This is a genomic window from Arthrobacter mobilis, from assembly GCF_012395835.1.
GTDB lineage: Bacteria > Actinomycetota > Actinomycetes > Actinomycetales > Micrococcaceae > Crystallibacter > Crystallibacter mobilis.
In genome coordinates this window covers 306680-326344 of the sequence record NZ_JAAZSQ010000002.1, presented here as the reverse complement: position 1 = coordinate 326344, position 19665 = coordinate 306680, and the positions used below count along the sequence as shown (strand labels likewise).

General features: G+C 68.3%; 19 protein-coding genes and 2 pseudogenes. 8 read left to right on the top strand and 13 right to left on the bottom strand.

Going from position 1 to position 19665, the window contains the following annotated elements; translation table 11 throughout:
- Positions 1–260: 260 nt before the first annotated feature.
- On the top strand, positions 261–701 hold the full coding sequence (gene arfB, locus HGG74_RS04035) for an alternative ribosome rescue aminoacyl-tRNA hydrolase ArfB (RefSeq protein ID WP_168485044.1): 441 nt from the start codon (positions 261–263) through the stop codon (positions 699–701).
- 249 nt (positions 702–950) lie between these two features.
- On the top strand, positions 951–1274 hold the full coding sequence (locus tag HGG74_RS04030) for a hypothetical protein (RefSeq protein ID WP_168485043.1): 324 nt from the start codon (positions 951–953) through the stop codon (positions 1272–1274).
- A 14-nt stretch (positions 1275–1288) separates the two neighbouring features.
- Here the strand turns inward: HGG74_RS04030 and HGG74_RS04025 are convergent, their stop codons facing one another.
- A complete protein-coding gene (locus HGG74_RS04025) occupies positions 1289–1738 on the bottom strand; it encodes a rhodanese-like domain-containing protein (RefSeq protein ID WP_312856727.1) in 450 nt (149 codons plus the stop codon).
- Positions 1739–2168: 430 nt separating this feature from the next.
- On the opposite strand from HGG74_RS04025, the pseudogene HGG74_RS04020 reads away from it, so the two are divergent.
- Both HGG74_RS04020 and HGG74_RS04015 read left to right on the top strand, forming a co-directional pair.
- Positions 2169–2717: pseudogene (locus HGG74_RS04020) on the top strand (Rv2134c family protein).
- Positions 2717–3267: pseudogene (locus HGG74_RS04015) on the top strand (protein kinase family protein). Before HGG74_RS04020 ends, HGG74_RS04015 begins: the two co-directional pseudogenes overlap by 1 nt.
- A gap of 123 nt (positions 3268–3390) precedes the next feature.
- Here HGG74_RS04015 and ychF read toward each other — a convergent pair.
- Positions 3391–4476 (bottom strand): redox-regulated ATPase YchF, encoded by a 1086-nt coding sequence (ychF, locus tag HGG74_RS04010; protein ID WP_168485042.1) that lies wholly within the window; start codon positions 4474–4476, stop codon positions 3391–3393.
- Between the two features lie 99 nt (positions 4477–4575).
- Between ychF and HGG74_RS04005 the strand changes: the two genes are divergently transcribed.
- On the top strand, positions 4576–5823 hold the full coding sequence (locus tag HGG74_RS04005) for a DNA recombination protein RmuC (protein ID WP_168485041.1): 1248 nt from the start codon (positions 4576–4578) through the stop codon (positions 5821–5823).
- 9 nt (positions 5824–5832) lie between these two features.
- On the opposite strand, the gene HGG74_RS04000 is transcribed toward HGG74_RS04005, so the two are convergent.
- Entirely contained in the window at positions 5833–6918 is a 1086-nt protein-coding gene (locus HGG74_RS04000; protein ID WP_168485040.1) for a 4-hydroxy-3-methylbut-2-enyl diphosphate reductase, read from the bottom strand.
- Positions 6919–6927: 9 nt separating this feature from the next.
- Complete coding sequence (locus HGG74_RS03995; protein ID WP_168485039.1) at positions 6928–7761, bottom strand: hypothetical protein; 834 nt, start codon at positions 7759–7761, stop codon at positions 6928–6930.
- A 226-nt stretch (positions 7762–7987) separates the two neighbouring features.
- Here HGG74_RS03995 and xseA point away from each other — a divergent pair, with 226 nt between their 5' ends.
- The gene (gene xseA, locus HGG74_RS03990; RefSeq protein WP_168485038.1) at positions 7988–9268 is read left to right on the top strand and encodes an exodeoxyribonuclease VII large subunit; all 1281 of its coding nucleotides are present in this window, start codon (positions 7988–7990) and stop codon (positions 9266–9268) included.
- Between the two features lie 98 nt (positions 9269–9366).
- Positions 9367–9615: an exodeoxyribonuclease VII small subunit gene (locus HGG74_RS03985; protein WP_168485037.1), complete on the top strand. Its 249-nt coding sequence runs from the start codon at positions 9367–9369 to the stop codon at positions 9613–9615.
- 27 nt (positions 9616–9642) lie between these two features.
- Here the strand turns inward: HGG74_RS03985 and HGG74_RS03980 are convergent, their stop codons facing one another.
- The 7 genes from HGG74_RS03980 to HGG74_RS03950 all read right to left on the bottom strand — a co-directional run bounded on the left by HGG74_RS03980 (position 9643) and on the right by HGG74_RS03950 (position 15961).
- Positions 9643–10494, bottom strand: coding sequence for a PPK2 family polyphosphate kinase (locus HGG74_RS03980; protein WP_168485036.1), 852 nt, complete (start codon positions 10492–10494; stop codon positions 9643–9645).
- 50 nt (positions 10495–10544) lie between these two features.
- Entirely contained in the window at positions 10545–11759 is a 1215-nt protein-coding gene (locus tag HGG74_RS03975; protein WP_168485035.1) for a pyridoxal phosphate-dependent aminotransferase, read from the bottom strand.
- Between the two features lie 46 nt (positions 11760–11805).
- Entirely contained in the window at positions 11806–12792 is a 987-nt protein-coding gene (locus HGG74_RS03970) for an ABC transporter substrate-binding protein (RefSeq protein WP_168485034.1), read from the bottom strand.
- Between the two features lie 10 nt (positions 12793–12802).
- Positions 12803–13522, bottom strand: a complete 720-nt coding sequence (locus HGG74_RS03965; RefSeq protein ID WP_168485033.1) for an ABC transporter permease — start codon at positions 13520–13522, stop codon at positions 12803–12805.
- Positions 13519–14229 (bottom strand): ABC transporter permease, encoded by a 711-nt coding sequence (locus HGG74_RS03960; RefSeq protein ID WP_168485032.1) that lies wholly within the window; start codon positions 14227–14229, stop codon positions 13519–13521. Before HGG74_RS03960 ends, HGG74_RS03965 begins: the two co-directional genes overlap by 4 nt.
- On the bottom strand, positions 14229–15290 hold the full coding sequence (locus tag HGG74_RS03955; RefSeq protein ID WP_168485195.1) for an ABC transporter ATP-binding protein: 1062 nt from the start codon (positions 15288–15290) through the stop codon (positions 14229–14231). Before HGG74_RS03955 ends, HGG74_RS03960 begins: the two co-directional genes overlap by 1 nt.
- A gap of 242 nt (positions 15291–15532) precedes the next feature.
- The gene (locus HGG74_RS03950; protein ID WP_205761265.1) at positions 15533–15961 is read right to left on the bottom strand and encodes an NUDIX hydrolase; all 429 of its coding nucleotides are present in this window, start codon (positions 15959–15961) and stop codon (positions 15533–15535) included.
- 289 nt (positions 15962–16250) lie between these two features.
- On the opposite strand from HGG74_RS03950, the gene HGG74_RS03945 reads away from it, so the two are divergent.
- Entirely contained in the window at positions 16251–17969 is a 1719-nt protein-coding gene (locus HGG74_RS03945) for a tetratricopeptide repeat protein (RefSeq protein ID WP_168485031.1), read from the top strand.
- A gap of 43 nt (positions 17970–18012) precedes the next feature.
- On the opposite strand, the gene HGG74_RS03940 is transcribed toward HGG74_RS03945, so the two are convergent.
- A complete protein-coding gene (locus HGG74_RS03940; protein ID WP_168485030.1) occupies positions 18013–18762 on the bottom strand; it encodes a hypothetical protein in 750 nt (249 codons plus the stop codon).
- A gap of 262 nt (positions 18763–19024) precedes the next feature.
- Positions 19025–19663, bottom strand: coding sequence for a GNAT family N-acetyltransferase (locus tag HGG74_RS03935; RefSeq protein WP_205761263.1), 639 nt, complete (start codon positions 19661–19663; stop codon positions 19025–19027).
- Positions 19664–19665 lie beyond the last annotated feature (2 nt).

The following is a 19665-nucleotide window of genomic DNA, read 5'->3' as shown; positions in this document are numbered from 1 at the left end:
GATGTACAGGCGGCTCAAGTTGCGGTGTTCGTTCAACTTTTAGGCAAAAGACGAGGGGCTGCCCCCGCAGCATTACCTGCGGGAGCAGCCCCTCATCGTAAGAAAAACATAGACGTTGAAGCGGAACTCCACCACGTTCCGTAGCCGGGCAACCTTGGGTTCGTACACACTGTCATGTGCGAAGCCTGGCATCCAGCTTTGGCTGCTTCCGACCGGTACTGATCGCGGCACCCGCGTCGGCGTTGCGGGACAATAATCGTGTGGACGACCTGAATGTGCCCCCGGGACCCGGCGCGCCCCGCGGCCTCCGGGTACCGGCGGGAGAGCTGGTCGAGCAATTCTCCCGATCCTCCGGCCCTGGCGGCCAGAGCGTCAACACCGCCGACTCACGTGTGCAACTGAGTCTCGACCTAGGCACGACAACAGCCCTGAGCGAGGTCCAACGCGAACGCGCCCTCTGCCGGCTCGCCGAGAGACTCTCGGGCACGATGCTTACCATCAGCGCCTCCGAGCACCGCTCCCAGCGGCGTAACAGGACTGCGGCGAGGCAACGCCTCGCCGCAGTCCTGCGAGATGCAGTAGTTCCCCCCGTCGTCCGGCGATCAAGCCGGCCAACGAATGGCTCGCGACGTCGTCGGCTCGAAGGAAAATCTAGGCGCTCCGAGACCAAGCGCAACCGCAGGCCCCCATGGCCCGAATGACCTGCCTGCTTGCGCGGATCGCCGGGCTCTCGCTCAGACGCTAAACCTGAACTCCACCCACGTCGCCGCACATACCAACCTGTCGCGGCGATCAGTGGTCGGCGCTCATCAGTGGTTCGTCCGTCGGAATCCCACTTAAATTTGAATAGCGGCACATCTCGGTCTTCCAGACAAGTCCCTCAACATCTGCACAGCTGCTTGAGCGTGCACGCCAGTAGTTCGGCGTTCGAGCCTCACTACAGTTCAAGAATGAGCAATGCAGTCGGAGCCAAGGCCCGCCATGAGGAAGAGATCGCGTTCCTCATCATGGAGGCCGTCCTCGGAGTCGACATCCACCTCGCGGACGCAGGCGCGGGCAACAAGAAACCTGATGCCGCTTGGGCCAGTGCGGGCGCGAAGGGACGCCGCGGCATCGTCGAGATCACTTCGCCTCCGGACAAAAAGCTTTTGAAGAAGTGGGCGCAAGCCAAGAGAGATGGCGAACCACAGTCAGAAAGCGGCTCGATTCCACTAGGCCATGTCGGGAGCACATTCAAGATCCTCGGAGCCGACCTGCTGTCTGAGTACAGCTAGCGCAGGCAAGTTATTTAGCCGGACTGCTTGCGCAGTGCTGCCCAGGCTTGGAAACCGCCGATAAGGTCGGTCGCACGGGTCAGCCCCAGCCGTTGCAGGGTGTGTGCAGCGAGGCTGGAGCTGTAGCCCTCATTGCAGACGACCACAATCCGCCGAGCGGGGTCGCCAGCGATCGGGAGCCGGTGGGGGCTGGAAGGATCGAGCCGCCACTCGAGAACGTTCCGGTCAATGACGACCGCTCCCGGAAGATCACCGTCGCGTTCCCGCTGATCGACCGGCCGTGTGTCAACAACAAGTGCGCCCGCTGCCATCTCCCGCTCAAGATCCGAAGCGTGAACACGCTCGAGCCCGATGCGGCTCTCAAGTAGTAATTGGTTGATCGTAAGAGTCCCGGGGGAATCGCGGTGATCTAAGCTGCGTTGGCAGGTCGCGGCGCCGTCGTCGGAGATATGGCACTGCTTCACCGTTTTCCTCGCTTTGCCTGCTGATCGGTCGTTCCACTATGAAGCGAAATGATGAGCTACTTTGGTCGTCAATTTCAAGGGTTGGAGGGAGTCAGGTCAACGGGAGATGCGATCGAGACTCCAGGTTGGGCACCGCCACCTAAGGTTCTTTGGTGACTCCATTGCCCTCGAAGCCCGAACTTCCCATGGGCACTCCCGCTAAGAGGGACTCATGGGAACGGCCGAAGAGGACGACAGCCTGCACTTGTGCGCATAAAGCGTTGGGGCACACCGATCACACGGACCGGTGTGCCCCAACGCGTCCGCAGTTCAGCGGACGCGAGCCATAGCTCAAGCCGGACGCGGCTATACGTTGAAGCGGAACTCCACCACGTTCTGTAACCGAATAACCTGACAGGCGCCCTGAACCTCATGCGCCTAAAATACTCACATGCCTACACGTGTTCACGAGTATGCCTGGCCTGATCGGGTCGTCGTTGGCACCATTGGCCTTCCCGGGGCGCGTACGTTCTATTTGCAGGTGCGTGCGGGGACGCAGATCGTGAGTATTGCCCTGGAGAAGCAGCAGTCAGCTCTGCTCGCGGAGAAGATCGACGAAATTCTCGACCAGCTCATCACCATTGAGGGCAACCCCTTCAGCGTTCCCACGAGCATTCCCATTGAACTTGTCGACAATGACCAGCTCGAGCCAGTTCAAGAGCAGTTCCGCACCGGCTCCATGAGCTTAGGTTGGGACCCGACGACGGCGCAGGTCGTGTAAGAGGCCTACGCCATCACCGAGGTCGATGCCGACGACGAATCGCTTGATGAGGGCGGGGCTGACGCGGCCGAAATGCTGCTGGTGCGAATGCCGGTGGGCACCGCCCGCGCATTCGCCAAGCGCACCCGTGAGATTGTGGGCGCCGGACGTCCGACGTGCCCGCTCTGCGGTTACCCCATAGACGCCGACGGGCACACCTGCACCCTTCCCGAGGCCTGATGCCAGCGCCGGACCTGGTGACCGCCGAGCTGACGCTCACCGGCCGCATCACGACGGCTTCAAACGCGACATTTCCGGGCAGCATCGGCGACGTGACGGTCGTCTATAAGCCGATAGCAGGCGAAAGTCCGCTGCGGGATTTTCCCCACGGCACCCTGGCTCACCGGCAGGCGGCCGCCTATCTGGTCTCGCAGGCCTCCGGCTGGGACGTCGTACCGCAGACCTGGCTGTGCGATGGTCAAGGCGATCACATTCCTGCCATGACGGACGGACACCGGCACGGCGTGGACCATGGGCTGACTTTTCACCGTGACCACAAGCTGCCCACGGTGCTGTGGGGATGGCTGGGAGACGCTCCAACCGCCGAGGAACGCGACGGCATAGACCCTGTCAGCGAAGGACTGCACGGCGGGCTGGGCAGAACCTGGCGGGCTTGCCCGCCGTCGAAGAAATCGCATCGCTCGCCGCGCGCTGTGCCGGGTTGCGCTTGGCCGGGCGGTTTCCTCCTCCGAGCGGTGAGATGTCTGCGGTGCCTTGGGCGCTGTTCTAATTCGTTATGAAGCAAAATGGGGCCGGCATCATTTCGACTTGGCAACGGGTGGCCGTAAAAGCGCATGGCCGCCAAGAACATGTGCTCTTGGCGGCCATCGCAATGGGTCTCCGGGGTCAGGAACTATACGTTGAAGCGGAACTCCACGACGTCGCCGTCGGCCATCACGTAGTCCTTGCCCTCGATGCGCACCTTGCCGCGTGCCTTCGCTTCGGCCATGGATCCGGCCTCGGACAGGTCCGCAAAGGACACCACTTCGGCCTTGATGAAGCCGCGCTGGAAATCCGAGTGGATCACTCCGGCTGCCTGCGGGGCAGTGTCGCCCTGGTTGATGGTCCAGGCGCGGGCTTCCTTGGGTCCGGCGGTCAGGTAGGTCTGCAGGCCCAGGGTGTGGAAGCCGACGCGCGCCAGCTGGTCCAGGCCGGACTCCTTCTGCCCGTTCATCTCCAGCATTTCGCGGGCTTCCTCCTCGGACAGCTCCACGAGGTCCGCCTCGAGCTTGGCATCGAGGAAGACGCAGTCCGCCGGGGCCACCATGGCACGCAGTTCCTCCTGCTTCGCCGGATCGCCCAGCACGGAGTCGTCGGCGTTGAAGACGTAGATGAACGGCTTGGCCGTGAGCAGGTTCAGCTCACGCAGGTGCTCCAGGTCCAGCTCGCCGCTGGCCGCCGCAGCGAAGATGGTCTCGCCGCGTTCGAGCACCGCCTGGGCGGCCTGCAGGGCGGCCAGCTCGGCCGCCTCGCGCTTCTTGATCTTCACTTCCTTCTCCACCCGCGGCAGCGCCTTCTCCAGCGTCTGCAGGTCGGCCAGGATGAGCTCGGTGTGGATCGTCTCCATATCCGAGCGCGGGTCCACCTTGCCCTCGACATGGACCACGTCCGGGTCGTCGAAGACCCGGATGACCTGGGCGATGGCCTGGGCCTCGCGGATATTGGCCAGGAACTGGTTGCCCAGGCCTTCGCCTTCGGAGGCGCCGCGGACGATCCCGGCGATGTCCACGAAGGAGACGGTGGCCGGCAGGATGCGCGCCGAGCCGAAGATTTCGGCCAGCCGGTCCAGCCGGGGGTCCGGCAGCGGCACGACGCCCACGTTCGGCTCGATGGTGGCGAACGGGTAGTTCGCGGCCAGGACCTGGTTGCGGGTCAGTGCATTGAAGAGGGTTGATTTGCCGACGTTGGGCAGTCCGACGATGCCAATAGTAAGAGCCACGGTATTCAAGGATACCGCTGGATCAGCCGGCGCCACGATTCGTCCGGCACGGACCGGAAGCTGCCGGATTTTGTCGGGTCCGGCTGGCATGGTGGAGGCATGGATGCCTTTGCGATCGTGCTGTCGCTGCTGCTGCTCGTTGTCGGCCTGGCCGCGGGAGCGGCCGCTGCCGCCGTGCCCTACCGCCGCCGGGTGGCGGCCCTGACCGCCGAGCTCGACGATGCCGGGGACCGGTTGGGCGAGGCGGCGGCGCGGCTGGCGGCGGCCGAGGCCGAAAGCCGGCTGCTGGCACGGCAGAACCGTGAGCTCAGCGTGCTGGAGGACCGGGACAATGCGGTGCTGCGCGCGCTCGCCCCGGTGGGCGAGAAGCTGAGGCAGGTGCAGAACCAGGTGGGCCTGCTGGAACGGGACCGGGTGGAACAGTTCGGCCAGCTGGCCGAGCAGCTGCGTGCGGCCCAGGCCTCGGACGAGGCACTGCTGCGCTCGACCCGTACCCTGGCGGCAGCAATGCAGTCCAGTTCCGCCCGGGGGCAGTGGGGCGAGGTCCAGCTGCGCCGCGTGGTGGAGGCGGCAGGAATGCTCGCCCACGTGGACTTCGCCGAACAGGTGCACCTGGCCGGCGGGGACCGCACCTTCCGGCCGGACATGCTGGTGCACCTTCCCGGCGGCAAGGAACTGGTAGTCGACGCGAAGGTACCACTGCGGGCCTATCTGCAGGCCAACGAACTGCCGCTGGACACCGCTGCCGAGACGGGCGGGAGTTCGCCGGAGCGGGCGCGGCTGCTGGCCGACCATGCGAAGGCCGTCAAGGCGCACGTGGACGCGCTGGCCAACAAAAAGTACTGGGACGCCACCGCCGGTTCACCGGAGCTGGTGCTGTGCTTCCTGCCCGCCGAATCCATGCTCGCGGCGGCCCTGCAGGCCGATCCGGGCCTGCTGGACTATGCCTTCGCCCGCAATGTGGGCCTGGTCTCCCCCGTGTCGCTGCTGGCGGCGCTCAAGTCAGTGGCCTTCGCCTGGCGCCAGGACCTGCTGACAGCCAACGCCCGGGAGATCTTCGACCTCTCCCGTCAGCTCTACGAACGTCTGGGCACGCTCGGGGAGCATGTGGCCAAGCTGGGCAGTTCGCTGAAGGGGTCGGTGGAAAAGTACAACGCGTTCGTGGGCACGCTGGAGTCCCGCGTGCTCCCGACTGCGCGCCGGATCAACGCCTTCGATCCCACCTCGCTGGACAATGCCAAGGCACCGGAGCCGCTGGAGACCACGCCGCGGCTGCTGGCGGCCCCCGAACTCATTGCCGGGATGGCGGACGGACCGGAGGAGTCGCTGCACGAGCGGTCCGCCTGATTGAACGCCTTAGCGGGCGGGGCGGGCGCCCCGGCCGCCGAGACCGCGCGAGGAGTCGCCCTTCTCCTTCAGGGTTGCGCGCAGCTCCTTCGGCAGCGAGAAGAGGATGTCCTCCTCGGCGGTGACCACCTCGTCCACCTGGTCATAGCCGTACTGGGCCAGCAGCGACAGCACGTCGCGCACCAGCACCTCGGGCACCGAGGCCCCGGAGGTCACGCCGACGGTGGCGACGCCTTCGAACCAGGACTCGTCCACCTGGCTGGCAAAGTCCACCCGGTAGGAGGCCTTCGCGCCGTACTCCAGGGCGACCTCCACCAGCCGGACGGAATTGGAGGAGTTGGCCGAACCGACCACGATCACCAGGTCCGCCTGCGGGGCGATCTTCTTGATCGCCGCCTGCCGGTTGGAGGTGGCGTAGCAGATGTCGTCGCTGGGCGGGTCCTGCAGGTTCGGGAACCGCTCGCGCAGCCGTCGGACGATCTCCATGGTCTCGTCGACGGACAGCGTGGTCTGCGACAGCCAGATCAGCTTGTCCGGGTCGCGCACCTGGATGGTGTCCGCCTCGTCGGGGTTGTTGACGATCTGCGTGTGCTCCGGAGCCTCGCCGTAAGTGCCTTCGACCTCTTCATGGCCCTCGTGCCCGATGAGCAGGATCTCGTAGTCGTCCTTGGCGAAGCGGACGGCTTCACGGTGGACCTTCGTCACCAGCGGGCAGGTCGCGTCGATGGTCCGCAGCCCGCGCTCCTCGGCGGAGCGGACGACGGCGGGCGAGACGCCGTGTGCCGAGAAGATCACCAACTCGCCCTCGGGGACCTCGTCGGTCTCCTCGACGAAGATCGCCCCGCGCTCCTCCAAGGTGCTGACGACGTGGCGGTTGTGGACGATCTGCTTGCGCACATATACCGGGGCGCCGTAATGCTCCAGCGCCTTTTCCACTGCGATCACCGCCCGGTCCACGCCGGCACAGTAGCCGCGCGGGGCCGCCAGCAGCACCCGGCGGGGCCCGGCCACGGGGGCCGCCGCGGCGATCTCTTCCGGGCTGCGCCGCTTGCGCGGCACGGTGGGCATGGGAACGGACACGGCGGTACTACTCATACCTCCATGTTATCGGCTCGGACCGGGGCCTCCGGTCCGGCGCCCGACCAGGAGGAGCAGCAGGCCGGCCGCCGCGGCGGCGAGTCCGGCCACGGCCAGTGCGGCAGCCCACGGCTGGAAGTCCTGCATGGCCAGTTCTGCCAGCCTGCCGGCAAAGGCGTCCGCCAAGGCATCGGCGGAAACCTGGCGGGCCAGCACCGGCAGGTTTCCGGCCGCCAGCCACAGCACGGCTCCTGCGGCAACAGCACTCAGGCCCAGCCAGAAGGCTGCCGCGGCCCGGCGCCGGGCCGCCAGCACCGCCCCGGCGGCGGTTACCACTGCACCGGCGGCCAGCCAGGGCCATGCCGCGGCAGCCTGTCCGGCCACGGCCACATACCTGTTGATCGCAGGGCCACCGGTCTGGACCACCATGTTCCCGGCGTCCGGCACCTCGATGCCCAGCGACTGCTCGACGTCGCGGGCGGCCAGGTCGGCCAGCGGGGCCAGTTCCACGGCCAGGCCGGGGTGCTGCCGGTCCTGCAGGCTCAGGCGGTGGGAGGCGGCCAGGGACTCCTCCCAGGCCTGGTCAAAGCCGTCCAGCTCCGCCAGCCTGTCCGCTGCCCGTTCGATCACGGGCACGGCCAGGGACTCGAATCCGGGCGGCAGGTCCAGCCGGCCGTCCAAATCCTCGACCACGGCGGCCGAGAGCGCCGAACGGAACTGCGGATCCTCGGCCATCGGCGCCGCCAGGGAAACCCAGCCTGCCTCGCGGAAAACGTTCCGCTCCAGCCACGCTGACGGCAGCGCGGCGGCTGCCAGCAGGATGGCCACGAGCCCCAGAGCGGCGGCGATGAGGCTGCGCATGGATTGGTCCTTTCCGTGTGCCTGTTCGGAGCCGGGGCGGCGCGCCCGCCCTCCAGAGCACGATAGGCCAGATCCGGTTTGTCCGACACAGCTGGTAAGAATGAATGGAACCTTTGAACATATGCCGACCTGCTTCCATCGTTCAGCACCACATCTCCGGCCGCACAGACCGGGGCGGGGACCGGACGGAGGGCAGTACTGCCGGCAGCGGCGGAAAGGGACCTGTATGAGCCAGGACCAGCCATGGCCCGGAAACGGGACCGGAATCGCCGAGGCTCCGGCCCAGCGCACCACGCTTCCGCCGACGGCCGCGGACACCTCGCCGGAGAATCCCTGGCCGCTGCGCCTGCTCTCGGAGAAGCTGAAGGCGCATATCGACAGGGTCCCGCCCACCTGGGTGGAAGGCCAGATCATCGAGCTGAACCGCCGCAACAGCGTCACCTACCTGACCCTGCGGGATACGGATGCCGAAGCCTCCTTCAGCCTGGTCGCCTGGGGCAGCGTCATGTCCCGCCTGGACGTGCCGCTGCAGCCGGGCTCCCGCGTGGTCGCCCAGATCAAGCCGGACCTGTATATCAAGACCGGCAGGCTCTCCATGCAGACCCGCGACATCCGCCCCGTGGGGCTGGGTGACCTGCTGGCGCGGCTGGAGCGGCTGCGCCAGGCCCTGGCCGCCGAGGGGCTGTTCGCGGATGCGCGCAAGAAGCCGCTGCCGATGCTGCCGCACCGGATCGGCTTGATCACCGGCCGGGATTCGGACGCCAAAAAGGACGTCATGCGCAATGCCTCGCTGCGCTGGCCGGCGGTGGCCTTCGAAGTGCGCGAAGTGGCCGTGCAGGGAGTCAGCGCAGTGGCCCAGGTGATGCAGGCCCTGGCCGAACTGGATGCCATGCCGGAGGTGGACGTCATCGTCATTGCCCGCGGCGGCGGCTCGCTGGAGGACCTGCTGCCCTTCAGCAGCGAGGACCTCGTCCGCGCCGTGGCCGCCGCGCAGACCCCCGTGGTCAGCGCCATTGGCCATGAGGCGGACCGCCCGCTGCTCGACGAGGTCGCCGACCTGCGGGCCTCCACGCCGACCGACGCCGCCAAACGGATCGTGCCGGACGTGGGCGAAGAGCTGGACCGCATTGCCCGGGCGCGGGCCCTGCTGGCCCGCAGCGTGGAAACCATGCTCCGGCACGAGAGCGAACGGCTGGCCGCCATGCGCTCGAGGCCGGTGCTGGCCAACCCGCAGGGCATGCTCCAGGCCCGTGCCGACGACCTGCAGCGACTTTCCACCCGCGCCTACGGCTGCATCCGGGCCGCCGTCGACCGGGACCGGGACCGGATCGCTCACCTGCGCGCGCAGGTCCGCGCGCTCTCGCCGCAGAACACCTTGGACCGCGGCTATGCCGTCGTCCAGGTACCCGGCGGCGCGGTGCTGCGCGACCCGCAGGATGCCCCGCCGGGAACCCGGCTGCGGGTACGCGTGGCGGCCGGCGAACTGGCCGCCGACGTCGTTCCCTGAGTCCGGCCGGCTGCCCGAAACTGCGGACGCCGCAGCCAGCACACCAGTCGCTGACGAACCACTAAAAAGGCCGCGGACGCGGCGGAAACCGAGGAACCATGAGTGAACAGCCAGTCTCCGGCGGCAGCGCCGCCAACGCCGACATCGCAGCGATGAGCTACGAGCAGGCCAGGGAGGCGCTGGTCGCCGTCGTCACCGCGCTGGAAACCGGCGGCGCCAGCCTGGAAGAATCCCTGGCGCTGTGGGAACGCGGCGAGGCCCTGGCCGCGCGCTGCGAGGCCTGGCTCGAAGGCGCCCGCCAGCGGCTGGAGGCTGCGCGTCCGGCCCAGGAACAGCCCGGCAGCTAAGGGCTCCGAATTACCGGCCGGGGCCGATCATGAGCCGGCCAGGCGCTGCTTCTCCACCTCGACGTCGAAGTGCGGGCCGGGCCACTGCGGGCCAACCTGCTGCAGGGCGTGCAGCAGCAGCTGCTGGACGGCCAGGCGGGCGTACCACTTCCTGTTCGCCGGCACCACGAACCACGGGGCGTGCTCCGTGGAGGTGCGCTCGAGCGCAATCTGGTAGGCCTGCATGTACTCGTCCCAGAGCCGGCGCTCGTCGACATCGCCGGGGCTGTACTTCCAGTACTTGTCCGGCCGGTCCAGCCGTTCCTGCAGCCGGGCCCGGCCTTCCTCCCGGCTGATGTGCAGCATGACCTTGACGATGCGCATGCCGCCGCCGGCCAGGCGCGATTCGAAGCCGTTGATCCTGTCGTAGCGGGCCTCGATTTCCGCGGCCGGGCTCAATCCGCGGACCCGGTGGACGAGCACGTCCTCATAGTGGGACCGGTCAAAGCAGCCGATCATGCCGTACCCGGGCAGCTGCACGGCCACCCGCCACAGGAAGTCGTGCATCTGTTCCTCGCCCGCCGGCTGCTTGAAGGCATGGTGCTTGACCCCCTGCGGGTCGACGGCGCCGATCACGTGCCTGACGATCCCGCCCTTGCCGGAGGTGTCCATGCCCTGCAGGATCAGCAGCACCGAGTCCTGTGCACCGGACCGGGAGGCGGCGAAGAGCCGTTCCTGCAGCTGGGAGAGCTGCCCGTCGCAGGCGGCGAGCAGCCGGCTGCCGTCCTGCTTGGTGCCTGCGAACCCTGGCGTGGAGTCCGGATCGACGGCGGCCAGGTCAAAGCCCTCCCCCACCCTGAGGATCTGGTGCGGACTGTGGATAAAACCCGTGTCAAGCATGCTGGCTGTCCTCCTGTCCGGGCGGCCGGACGGCCGCTTCTGGACGGATTCTAAGCCCGCTGGCCCTCCAGGAACTCGGCGATGCGGCCGATGGCCTCCTCCAGCTGCTCCACATTGGGCAGGGTGACGAGCCGGAAATGGTCCGGCTTGCCCCAGTTGAAGGCCCGTCCGTGGGAGATCAGGATCTTTTGCTGCTTGAGCAGGTCCAGCGCAAAGGCCTCGTCGTCGGCGATCGGGTAGATTTCCGGATCCAGCTTCGGGAACAGGTAGAGCGCGCCCCGGGCCTGCTGGGTGCTCACCCCCGGAATCTCGTTGAGCAGCTTGTAGGCCAGGTTGCGCTGTTCGAGCAGGCGCCCGCCCGGCAGGATCAGGTCGTTGATGCTCTGGTAGCCGCCGAGCGCGGTCTGGATGGCGTGCTGGGCCGGCACATTGGCGCACAGGCGCATGTTGGTCAGCAGGTTGATGCCCTCGATGTAGTCCGCTGCCAGATGCTTCGGCCCGGAGATGGCCATCCAGCCGCTGCGGAAGCCGCACACCCGGTAGGCCTTGGACAGGCCGCTGAAGGTCAGGGTCAGGACGTCGTCGGAGAGCAGCGCGCTGTTGATGTGCACGGCGTCGTCGTAGAGGATCTTCTCGTAGATTTCGTCGGAGAAGACCACCAGGTTGTGCCGGCGTGCCAGCTCCAGCATGTCCTCGAGAATGTGCCGCGGGTATACCGCGCCGGTGGGATTGTTGGGGTTGATGATCACCAGGCCCTTGGTATTGGGCGTGATGTTGCGCTCGATGTCTTCCAGGTCCGGCAGCCACCCTTCTTCCTCCACGCACTGGTAGTGGATCGGGTGGCCGCCGGCCAGGGAGACGGAGGCGGTCCAGAGCGGGTAGTCCGGGGCCGGGATGAGCACCTCGTCCCCGTTGTTGAGCAGGGCCTGCAGGCTCAGCGTGATCAGCTCGCTGACCCCGTTGCCCAGATAGACGTCGTCGACGCCGATGTCCTGGATGCCGCGGGTCTGGTAGTACTGCGAGACGGCGGTGCGGGCGGAGAAGATGCCGCGGGAATCGCTGTAGCCCTGGGCCGTAGGCAGGTTGCGGATCATGTCCACCAGGATGGCGTCCGGGGCCTCGAACCCGAAGGGGGCCGGGTTGCCGATGTTCAGCTTGAGGATGCGGTGGCCTTCGGCCTCCATCCGCTGGGCATGTTCAAGCAGCGGCCCGCGGATGTCGTAGAGGACATTGTGGAGCTTGTTGGACTGCTTGAACTGAACCATCTACACAGTTTCCCATATCCGTCCCGGCGGCTCCGGATGGCGCGGCCTAGGCCCCGAATCCTTCCGCCTCCAGCCAGTCTGCGGCAGCGTCCGCGGGGCTGCGCTTCTCGTCCCCGCTGACCTGCCGGTTCAGATCGACCAGATCCTCCGTCCTCAGTTCGGCCGACACCTTGTCCAGCACCGCGGCAGCGTCCTGGCTTACTGCGTCCGCCTTGACCAGGGGCAGGACCTGCTGGGCGATGAACAGGTTCTTCGGGTCTTCCAGGACCACCAGGTCATTGTCCTCGATGGACGGGGTGGTGGTGTAGATGTCGGCCACCTGGATCTGGTCCGTGAGCAGGGCCTTGAGGGTGGCGGGACCGCCGTAGTCGTTGATCGGCTCGAAGTCCTTGGGCACGCAGTTGTACTTGGCCTCCAGGCCCGGCAGGCCGTACTCACGCTCCCGGAATTCGGGATTGGCCCCAATGGTCAATTCGCCGCAGACCTTGGCCATGTCCTCGATCGAGGACAGCTGGTACTTTTCCGCGGTGGCCTTGGTCACGACCATCGCGTCCTTGCTTTCGGCCGGCGCGGCCTCCAGTACCTTAAGCCCCTCGGGAAGTGCGGCAGGCAGGGCCGCCAGCACATCCGGTGCCGAGGCGGCGGTGGCGTTGCCGTCCAGGTGCAGCAGCAGGTTGCCGCTGTAGTCGGGGATGATGTCCACGGACCCTTCCTCCACGGCCTTGACATAGACCTCGCGGGAACCGATGCCCGGCTTGGTCTCCACCTCGAAGCCGGCCGAACGCAGCGCGCCTGCATAGATCTCGGCGATCGTCTGGCTCTCGGTGCTGCCGCTGGAGCCGACCACCAGCGGGGCCTGCGCGGTGCCGCCGGCTGCCGGCTGCGAGGAGGTGTCCTCGAGCGGATTCGAATTCGCACCGCAGCCGGCCAGTGCCAGTGCCAGCGACGTGGCCGCAGCCAGTGCTGCCGGCAGGGCCAAGGTCCGCCGGCCGGCGGCCTGCAGGCGGGAGCGGTGAAGGACCGCGTTCTTCATAGGGTTCTCCTTAACCTGCCGGCGCCAGGGGGCCGGCTTCGATGGCTTCACGGTCCCGGCCGGACCGGGACGTCTTCAGTCCGGGCGGGAGCGCGAACCGCTGGACCAGGGCGAGCAAACCGTCCACGGCCAGCGCCAGGACCGCAATCAGGATGGCCCCGGCGACCAGGCGGACCGGGTCGCGCACCGCCAACCCATCGATCAGGAACCGGCCGAGCCCGCCGAGATTAATGTAGGCGACGACGGCCACGGTGGCGATGACCTGCAGGACGGCGGCGCGGATCCCGCCCAGCAGCACCGGCAGCGCGTTGGGCAGTTCGACCTTGGTCAGGATCTGCCATTCGGTCATCCCCAGTCCCCGGGCTGCGTCCACCAGCTGGCGGTCCACCGCGGCAATACCGGCATAGGTTCCAGCCAGCAGCGGGGGGATGGTAAGGATGACCAGGGCATAGACCGGCGGCATCAACCCGATGCCCAGCAGAATCACGAACAGGGTCAGCAGCCCGAGCGTGGGCAGGGCCCGCAACGCGCCGGCCGCCGCGATGGCGGCGACCCGTCCCCGGCCGGTGTGTCCCACGTACAGGCCCAGCGGAACCGCAACGGCCGCGGCGAGCCCCAGTGTCAGCGCGCTGTAATACAGGTGCTCGCCCAGCCGGGCCGGCACCCCTTCGGGCCCGGCCCAGTGGGCCGGGTCCGCGAACCAGGCGGCAACCTGTTCCAGCAGGTTCATGGCAGCACCGCCGCTTCCGCGGCATCCGGCCGTACGGGACGGGCCCGGAACGGACGGACGGCCTGCCGGCCGCGGTTGTGCCGCAGCCAGGGCGTCAGCAGACGTTCGGTGAGCACCAGCACTGCATCCATCACCAGTGCCAGGACCAGCGTCATGATGATCCCGACGAGGATTTCGGCCAGGAACGAGCGCACCAACCCGTCGGTGAACAGCACGCCCAGGTTCCGGATCCCGATCACCGCGCCGACGCTGGCAAGGGAAATATTGCTCACCGACACCACGCGCAGGCCGGCGAACAGCACCGGCAGTGCCAGCGGCAGCTCGACGGTGAGGAAGCGCCGCAGCGGGCGGTAGCCCAGGGCCTGGGCCGACTGGCGCACGCCGTCGTCAATGGAGTTGAGCGCGTCCACCACCGAACGCACCAGCAGTGCCACGGCATACAGAGTCAGCGCCACAATCAGGTTGGCCGTGTCCAGGATCTGCGTGCCCAGCACCACCGGCAGGATCACGAACAGGGCCAGCGAGGGAATCGTGTAGAGCACCGAACTGACGGAGAGGACCACGCCGCGGACGGGACGGACGCGCCAGGCCAGCCAGCCCAGCGGCAGGGACACGGCCAGGCCCAGCAGCAGCGGCAGCACGGACTGGTACAGGTGCAGCCAGGCCAGTTCCGCCACGAAGGGGACATTGTCCAGGAACCACTGCATCAGCCGGTCCGGCCCGCGTCGATCAGCCGAAGCACCGCCTCCGCGTCCACCAGCCCGGCTACCGTGCCGGCGGCGTCCACGGCTACGCCCTTGCCCGAAGGAGAGGAGAGCGCCGAGTCCAGTGCCAGCCGCAGGCTGGACCCCAGGACAAAGAGGGATCCGCCGGTGACCATGCCCCGTCGGTCCCGCGCCCCGGGCGGCAGCCAGCCGGCCGGACGGCCGTCGTCGTCGACCAGCAGCCGCCAGCCTGCACCGCCGGCCGGTTCCCCTGCCCGCACCGTGACCGCCGGTTCCAACTGGAGCCCGTCTGCGGACTCGAAGCCGAGCGCGCGGAAGCCGCGGTCCCGGCCGACGAAGGCGGCCACGAAGTCATCCACCGGCGCGCGCAGGATTTCGGCCGGCGGCGCGTACTGGGCCAGCCGGCCGCCGGACGCGAAAACCGCCACTTTGTCCCCGAGCACCATGGCCTCGTCGATATCGTGGGTCACGAACACGATCGTCTTGGCCAGCTGCCGCTGCAGCCGGAGCAGTTCCTGCTGCAGCTCGGCCCGGACCACCGGGTCCACCGCACTGAACGGCTCGTCCATCAGCAGGATCGGCGGGTCCGCCGCGAGCGCGCGGGCCACCCCCACGCGCTGCTGCTGGCCGCCGGAGAGCTGGGCCGGATAGCGCCGGCCCAGCTCCTGGTCCAGGCCGACGACGTCGAGCAGTTCCTGGGCCCGGCGCCGGGCCTGTGCCTTGGGCACGCCGTTGAGCCGGGGCACCGTGGCGATGTTGTCCAGCACCGTGCGGTGCGGCAGCAGGCCGCCGGACTGCATCACGTAGCCCATGGTGCGGCGCAGGGCCGCGGCGGGGCGCCGGGAGACGTCGGTGCCGTCCACCAGGACAGTCCCGGTGTCCGGCTCCACCATCCGGTTAATCATCCGCAGAGAAGTGGTCTTGCCGCAGCCGGAGGGGCCGACGAAGACGGTGACCGCGCCGCGGTCGATGTCCAGGTCCAGGCTGGCCACTGCCAGGTGCCCGCCGCCGTACCGTTTCGAGACGTTGCTGAAGCGCACCATGGGTCCGGCGCTGTCCGTGCCGCCGGCGGCGGACCCGGTCGCCGCAGACACCGGTGGGGACTCGGTCATGGTGCGGTGCCTTCCGTCGGAGTCTGCGGCGGCGCTGTGCCGGGCCATCTTCTGAACCGAGTCTAGCCACTGGCCCGGTGCCGCGGCAGGTCCCGGGCGGCCGGCGCCTGCGGCCCCGGTGGTCCCTGACCGCAGCCGCCGCGGCCGGCTTGCCGGGCGGTCGGGACTCCGGTTCAGGGCAGGCGGGCGAAATAGAGGCGCAGCCCGACATCCACCAGGTCCAGGCGCTCCAGTGACGGCACCTCGTCGAGCGGCACCCAGCGGGCCTCGTCGGTGGAGCCGTTGAGTTCGTGCGTCAGTTCCCCGCCGGTAATGCTGGCCTCGTAGATGACCCGCAGGGCGTGCAGCGGCCGCGTGCCGCGAAGCCTGTGTTCGGCCGGGATGTGCTTGCTGTCCACGCCCAGCAGCCGGCTGAGGTTGGCGGTGTAGCCGGTTTCCTCATAGATTTCGCGCACGGCACCGGCTGCGGCGTCCTCGCCCAGTTCCAGGCCTCCGCCCGGCAGCGTCCAGCGCGGGACGCCGGACTCGGTCCAGCGGGTCAGCAGCAGCGCGTTGTCCTGGATGATGACGCCGTAGGCGCCCACCCTGGTGTCAAAGTCCATGGAACCAGCATACGGACCGGGCAGGAAGCGGCCGGAGGGCCCGGTGCGGGGGCAGCCAGGGCTTTTCTTTTCGTCTTCTGTCAAGGCGGAACGCCACATCAGGGCTGATTCGGCATAAAATAGTCCGACGTGTCAAGACCGGCGGACGGATCCGCGCCAGAAAGCATCCCCGGCCGCACGAAAAACTGCTAATTGCACGGCACCGAGCTGAGGGCTAGAACTGAAACCATGGGGACCAGGCCAAGTTGCGCTCCGGGGGCACACGGCCCCGGAGGGGCGGGATACCGCCATGCCTGATACCGAGGTCCGGCTCCGGGAAGTCCTTACCGCCGCTGCCCCCGACCCCGGCACCATTCCGGCCAGCGCCCGGGACTGCCTGGACCGCGCCTACGAAGCTGCCTATGCCGAAGACAACCTGGGTGCCCTGTTCTTCGCCCGTGCCGGGCTTGAACGTGCCGCCGGCGCCGACACCGACACGGTCCTGGCGCTGTACTCTGTACTGATTGCCGTCAGCCAGCTGGCCGGCAGGCACAGCGATGCCGACGGCTATCTGACGGCACGGATCCGGCTGCTGCGCGAAACCGGGCAGGAGATGCAGGCCTCGGTGGAAGAAGACCTGGGTACCCTGCTGTTCCGCGAGGCAACGGAAAGGGACCTGCCGCTGCTGGAGGCAGCCCTCGAGCAGCTGGCCGAGGCCAAGGCCCCGCCGGGAGTCCTGGCGGACCTGCAGCTCGCTGTCGCCGTCGCCCGTTCCAGGACCGGCACCAAGCCGCAGGCGCTGAAACTGCTGGAACAGGCGGTCCAGGGCTATGCCGCCGGCCGGCGGCCCGACAGCCTCTCGGGGGCGCTGATGTACCTGGCGCACACCTACGTGGTGACCGACCACCCGCGCCGGGCCATCGCGACGGCGGACCGGTTGCTGTCCCTGCCGGCCAACCGTGCGCTGCTGGCCTCCATGTGGCTGCTGAAGGCAAACCTGGCCGCCGGCAGCGGGGAGCATGACGACCAGGCCTTGGACTACGCGCTCACGGCCTTGGAGCTCTATGCCGCCTGCGGGGCGCGCAAGGGCGCCGTCTCGGCCGCCGTCCTCGTCGCCCGGCTTTCTGCGGCAGCCGGCGACGGAGGCACCTCCGTGCTGGCCTGGCGGGTGGCCGTCCAGCAGGCAGAGCGCGGCGAGGTCCATGAGGAGCTGACCTTGAGGCTCGCGCTGGGCAACCAACTGCTCGAGGCCGAGGAATACGAACTGGCCCGGGAAGTGCTGGAGAAGCTGCTCGAACGCCAGGAACGCGCCAATTCGGGTCCATCCGATATTGCCCGGACCCTGATGAGCCTGGGCCATGCGCACCGCCACAGGGGGCGCAGCGCGGATGCGCTGGAATGCTGGCGCCACGCCGTCTCGGAATTCAACGCGGCCGGAGAGTATGCCGAAGCGTCGCGGGCGCTGCTGGCCATCGGCACGCTGCTGTCCCGCGAGAACCGCGGCAGCGATGCCATCGTATGCCTGGAGGCTGCGGTGGCCGCGGCACGCAAGGCGAAGGACGACGACACCGTCCTGCCCCAGGCCCTGCATGCCCTGGGCCATGCCCTCTGCGAGGCCGGGGATCCGGACGGGCTGGCCCAGCTGGATGAGGCCATCCGGCTCGCACGCGAGTACGGGGCCAGCTGGCATGAAGCCGACTACTGCGATACCCGGGCCCGGGCCCTGTGGGCGCTGGAGCGCGGCCAGGCCGCGGTGGCCGCGGCCCTGCATGCTGCAGATCTGTATGCCGCTGCGGACGATCCGGGGTCGGCCTGCAATGCCGAACTCTTCGCCGCCCACGTGCTGGCCGAAACCGGGCAGACTTCGGCGGCGGTAACCATTTTCCGGATGGTGCTGGACCAGCCGGAAATCAGCAGGCCCCTGGTGGTCGCGGCGAACCTTGGACTGGCCGGTGCGCTGGATGAGCTGGGCCGCAAGCGCGCGGCTGACCGGGCCAGGCGGGCAGCCCAGGAAGCTGCCGACGGCTGATCGCGCGCCGCAGCAGCCGGACTGGCCATGTCCCCTGGGAGCGTCAGGCGCGGCGGCGCTGCAGGACGGCGTCCAGATTCAGCTTGGCCGTCTGCGGACGGGCCGGGGCAGCCTGCGCAGCCGGCGTTTCCGCCGCCGCGGCGGCCGGCTTGAGCGCGGGATCCTGCTTGAGGTAGGTCTTGGCGGTCGGCTTCTTGACTTCGGGAGCCGGCAGCGGCTCGGGCGCCGGACGTTCGGCCTTCGCGGCGTCGACGTAGGTCGGCTTCGGCAGCTCGACGGGCTGCCAGGCGCTTCCCGTGCCCGGCCCGGAAACGGCAGCCCTGCGGTCGGCCTCGGCGGCGACCTTCAGTGCCTCGGCGCGCAGCTGTTCGGCCGACAGCGCGGCCGGCCGTTCCGCCGCTGACTCTCCGCCGGCGGCAGCGTCAGCATTGAAGAGCACGGTTTCCCGCGGCCGTGCCGGCCGCTCCGGTTCCGCCTCCGGCTCCACCGGTTCGGCCAGGGCCCGCTCGGCGCGGGCCCTGGCCCGGAGCCTGCGGTCCCGCACGGCCAGGCCGCGCAGGGTCGCGACGACGATGGCAACCACCAGCAGGGCCACCAGGGGCACACCGGCCGGAAGCGCACCGAACAGCGCCAGCAGCGTGCCGGTCACGAACGCTGCGGCAGCCATGGTTCCGACCAAGGCGAGGACGGTCCGGCCCCATCTGATCCGGAACACCGAGGCTCCCTCGGGCGCGGCAAGCGGGACTGCCGGCCCTGCGAGTCCGGAGTGCGCGGAACGGGCTGTGTTGTCCATGATCATCCCCTGGAAGCCGGCGGTGTGCCCGCCGGCGGGTACAGATTCGAGTAAGGATCTCCGGCCTGCGGCTGCTTCGGCCGGGGCTGCTTCCAACTGAAAGCGAAGTACGTACGGCGCTACCCAGGCAAGCCAAAGCCCAATGATGACCGCAAAGATCACTGAGCTCTGGATGTCCATTCTCCAAACCGTAGAAGCCGCTTCGGTAACGAAGCTGCATTCACCACGGCGTGTCGGATAACGGGAATGTTACAGCTGCTTGCTATGGTGCCTTGGCCGACTGGTCGCCCTCGCGCAGCCAGCGGGCCAGCAGCCCGTCCGGCACCTCCTCGGCCGTCAGCGCGAAGCTTCGGTGGTCCGCCCATTCACCGTTGATATGCAGGTAGCGCGGCCGCAGGCACTCGGAGCGGAACCCCAGCTTCTCGACCACCCGCAGGCTGGGGCCGTTTTCCGGCCGGATGTTGATTTCCATCCGGTGCAGGCCCAGGACGGCGAAGCAGTGGTCCGTGGCCATGGCGACGGCGGTCGGGGCAATCCCCCGGCCGGCGCAGCGCCGGTCGACCCAGTAGCCGAGGGTCGCCATCATGGCCGAGCCCCAGACGATCCCGGAAACGGTCAGCTGGCCCACGAGGGCAGGTTTGGCCAGTCCGGGCCGGCGCTCGGTGATCAGCCAGGGCAGTGCAGTGGCCTGGCGAGCCTGCTGATTGAGCGAATGCACCATCTCGCCAAAGGAGGGCAGCCGGCCTCCGGGCAGCGGGTTGGATGCTTCCCATGGCGCCAGCCACTGGGCGTTCAGCTGCCGGACTTCCGCCCACTCGCGCTTGTCCCGGCGCGAGATGGGACGAAGCACCAGGTCGCCGCATTCAATAGTGACCGGCCAGAAGTCCGAACCCAGCACCATTG

What these genes read in the sequence shown, in the direction of transcription:
- HGG74_RS03995 (WP_168485039.1), bottom strand. Translation starts at nt 7,761, where the DNA reads ATGCGCAGCCTCATCGCCGCCGCTCTGGGGCTCGTGGCCATCCTGCTG.
- xseA (WP_168485038.1), top strand. Translation starts at nt 7,988, where the DNA reads ATGAGCCAGGACCAGCCATGGCCCGGAAACGGGACCGGAATCGCCGAG.
- HGG74_RS03935 (WP_205761263.1), bottom strand. Translation starts at nt 19,663, where the DNA reads ATGGTGCTGGGTTCGGACTTCTGGCCGGTCACTATTGAATGCGGCGAC.
- HGG74_RS03965 (WP_168485033.1), bottom strand. Translation starts at nt 13,522, where the DNA reads ATGAACCTGCTGGAACAGGTTGCCGCCTGGTTCGCGGACCCGGCCCAC.
- HGG74_RS04005 (WP_168485041.1), top strand. Translation starts at nt 4,576, where the DNA reads ATGGATGCCTTTGCGATCGTGCTGTCGCTGCTGCTGCTCGTTGTCGGC.
- HGG74_RS03960 (WP_168485032.1), bottom strand. Translation starts at nt 14,229, where the DNA reads ATGCAGTGGTTCCTGGACAATGTCCCCTTCGTGGCGGAACTGGCCTGG.
- HGG74_RS03950 (WP_205761265.1), bottom strand. Translation starts at nt 15,961, where the DNA reads ATGGACTTTGACACCAGGGTGGGCGCCTACGGCGTCATCATCCAGGAC.
- HGG74_RS03945 (WP_168485031.1), top strand. Translation starts at nt 16,251, where the DNA reads ATGCCTGATACCGAGGTCCGGCTCCGGGAAGTCCTTACCGCCGCTGCC.
- HGG74_RS03940 (WP_168485030.1), bottom strand. Translation starts at nt 18,762, where the DNA reads ATGGACAACACAGCCCGTTCCGCGCACTCCGGACTCGCAGGGCCGGCA.
- HGG74_RS03970 (WP_168485034.1), bottom strand. Translation starts at nt 12,792, where the DNA reads ATGAAGAACGCGGTCCTTCACCGCTCCCGCCTGCAGGCCGCCGGCCGG.
- HGG74_RS03980 (WP_168485036.1), bottom strand. Translation starts at nt 10,494, where the DNA reads ATGCTTGACACGGGTTTTATCCACAGTCCGCACCAGATCCTCAGGGTG.
- HGG74_RS03985 (WP_168485037.1), top strand. Translation starts at nt 9,367, where the DNA reads ATGAGTGAACAGCCAGTCTCCGGCGGCAGCGCCGCCAACGCCGACATC.
- HGG74_RS04000 (WP_168485040.1), bottom strand. Translation starts at nt 6,918, where the DNA reads ATGAGTAGTACCGCCGTGTCCGTTCCCATGCCCACCGTGCCGCGCAAG.
- HGG74_RS04030 (WP_168485043.1), top strand. Translation starts at nt 951, where the DNA reads ATGAGCAATGCAGTCGGAGCCAAGGCCCGCCATGAGGAAGAGATCGCG.
- HGG74_RS03955 (WP_168485195.1), bottom strand. Translation starts at nt 15,290, where the DNA reads ATGGTGCGCTTCAGCAACGTCTCGAAACGGTACGGCGGCGGGCACCTG.
- HGG74_RS03975 (WP_168485035.1), bottom strand. Translation starts at nt 11,759, where the DNA reads ATGGTTCAGTTCAAGCAGTCCAACAAGCTCCACAATGTCCTCTACGAC.